This is a genomic window from Aquipseudomonas alcaligenes NBRC 14159, from assembly GCF_000467105.1.
Lineage (GTDB): Bacteria > Pseudomonadota > Gammaproteobacteria > Pseudomonadales > Pseudomonadaceae > Aquipseudomonas > Aquipseudomonas alcaligenes.
The window spans coordinates 1-2,526 of sequence record NZ_BATI01000088.1 but is presented as its reverse complement, the minus strand read 5'-3'; the positions used below and the strand labels follow the sequence as shown (position 1 = coordinate 2,526).

General features: G+C 56.0%; 3 protein-coding genes. 2 read left to right on the top strand and 1 reads right to left on the bottom strand.

The window, feature by feature from the left end:
- Positions 1–17 precede the first annotated feature (17 nt).
- Together PA6_RS22115 and PA6_RS22110 are read left to right on the top strand one after the other, a co-directional pair.
- Complete coding sequence (locus PA6_RS22115; RefSeq protein ID WP_043217369.1) at positions 18–239, top strand: hypothetical protein; 222 nt, start codon at positions 18–20, stop codon at positions 237–239.
- A 15-nt stretch (positions 240–254) separates the two neighbouring features.
- Positions 255–1,586: a hypothetical protein gene (locus tag PA6_RS22110; protein WP_043217367.1), complete on the top strand. Its 1,332-nt coding sequence runs from the start codon at positions 255–257 to the stop codon at positions 1,584–1,586.
- Positions 1,587–1,863: 277 nt separating this feature from the next.
- Here the strand turns inward: PA6_RS22110 and PA6_RS22105 are convergent.
- A partial coding sequence (locus PA6_RS22105) for a Tn3 family transposase (RefSeq protein ID WP_021703184.1) occupies positions 1,864–2,526 on the bottom strand: 663 nt, incomplete at its 5' end.

Here is a 2,526-nt window from a genome sequence, read left to right as displayed (position 1 = left end):
CCTTAGTGAGGACCTAGATGACTGATCAGTTGGCGATTTGGACTATTTTCAATAAACCACTCGATATGCCTGATTCCTACGTTGCCAGGAAGTTTCTGATCGGCCAGCAACCAGTGCCTACTGATGAGATGTTCTCTGCGCAGACCCTGGATGAAGTGAGAGAGATGTTGCCTGAGGGTTTATTCAGGCTTGAGCGTAATCCCGCCGATGATCCGGTGATTGTCGAGTCCTGGGTTTAATCCGGAGTGGCCAGCATGTTGGTTCAGCATCTCTCTGTCATGTCGTCCAAGTACTTCTTCACCGATGCGGATCAAAAAGTCCATTGCGTGTGGGCGGGGTTATCCCAGACGGATGCTGATAGGTATGGGTTGAAACCCCTGACGATCATTGGGCTCTCTGTGGAGGGAACCCGACCTAAATACCTTCAGCTATTCGATGATCGTGAAGGCCTAGAGCTGCAACGCTTCTTGATTGACGCCTGGACGGATCTGGAGGTATTGGCGGGGGTGCCCGATAAGCTTCTCGTTGACCCTGAGTTACTGGCTGAATTTGAGGTGGTGGAATGCGTCCATAGCTTGGCCCCAGCTGTTGAGGTGGTTGGAGTTATGACCAAGAGGACAGCGGCCAGCAAGAGAGATCTTCAGCAGAAGTCGCTGGAAATGATTCATTGGAAGACCAACCCCCATACGAGGCCATCGGATTGCTTCAGCGCGGACTCGCCAGCTCTCGGCCAGATTAATCGAGCCCTGAGAGATGGTGCGATTTCCGAGGCAAGGATCGAGGCTTCGACACATGATCGTAGGCGGAGGGATGCTTTCCGTGCCTTGCTGGCAAGGCCCAAACGGGCACCGCAACAACATCCCGATGGAGCGGATGCTCATGAGGTTCGGTTGAAGCCGTGTGGTTGGATGGCCAAGGGGCTAAAGAGCTTGCCAGAGATGGTGTCCGGCCAGGAACTGACTCTTGAGTATGCCGGCAATCTCAGGCTGCTATACGTAACCGCGTCCAAGGGTGATTTGGAGTACGTTTCCGATCATCTGTGGCTAAAGAACACTCTCAAATCGGTGACATTCTCGGCCGAGGGTATCGCCGCCCTGATAGGGACTCAGCCAGAGATGGTTAGGTTGTTCGCGTCAGGGAAATCTCCACTTAATGACGGCGTGATACAGACGCTGATTGCAGAGCTTGAGGACTGCTGCGTGATTTGTCCGGCGTCAGCGCTTCATGCCGATAACGCATACAACCTCATCACCTGTGGGCTTGATGTCTCATTCTCGACAGAACTTGTACCAACCAATCCATTACAGAAATGCCGGCGTTACCGGTACATGTTTGTTGATTGCCATAGTGGAGGCCGGCATCTCATATTGTTTGAGGTTGGTTCTGCCGTTGACTCAGACAAATTGATTCAAGAGCTTGGTAACGTTGAGCCAGAGCCATTCAGGCTTGGACCAACGGCCTACGATTGTCTTTGCCGTTTGACAGGGACAACTGATCTAAGCGATATCAAGGCGGCCCGGGACCTGGTTGCCGCAGTTGGGGATATGGTCGATCTGGAGCGGCACTACCAGTCAGATATTCAATGAGCTACTGACACTCGGGAATTGCACTGGCAAGTAGGTAGGGATTTCTCGGCCGGAAGTAAGTCTCAACCAGACGGTGCAGATCTTCTTTTGCCGAACTCCAGTCCGTAGATTTGGCTCTCAAATACAGCAGCTGTTGAGCAAATGCTTGGGGAGATAGCTTCCCGCTTGTCGCGGCATCTATCTGAGCTGGATCGGTGTCGAAGAAGCTGTGCTTGGTCGAATTCTCAATCGAGTAGTTGAAATAGGGGTCGTCTCAGAAAACGGAAAATAAAGCACGCTAAGCCGGTTGCAGCGGCCGTAGCGGCCTGAACTTGCCCGCGCCGATCTTGGCGCTGCTGCGCCAGAGGTAATCGCCGGTCAGGTTGATGTGCTCCCAGCCGAGCGGCGACAGGTACTGCAACAGGCCGTCATCGACGGCTTGACCGTGGCCACGCAAGGCGTTCGCGGCCCGCTCCAGATAGACCGTGTTCCATAGCACGATGGCCGCCGTCACCAGGTTGAGGCCGCTGGCCCGGTAGCGCTGCTGCTCGAAGCTGCGGTCGCGGATTTCCCCCAGGCGGTTGAAGAACACGGCGCGGGCCAGCGCGTTGCGCGCCTCGCCTTTGTTCAGCCCGGCATGCACGCGGCGGCGCAGCTCGACGCTTTGCAGCCAGTCCAGGATGAACAGTGTGCGCTCGATGCGTCCCAGCTCACGCAGGGCGACGGCCAGGCCGTTCTGGCGCGGGTAGCTGTCAAGCTTCCTGAGCATCAGCGAGGCCGTCGCCGTGCCCTGCTTGATCGAGGTGGCCATCCGCAGGATTTCATCCCAATGGGCGCGGACGTGCTTGATGTTGAGCGTGCCGCCGATCATCGGTTTCAACGCCTCGTAGGTGGCATCGCCCTTCGGGATGTAGAGCTTGGTGTCGCCCAGGTCACGAATGCGCGGGGCGAAGCGGAAGCC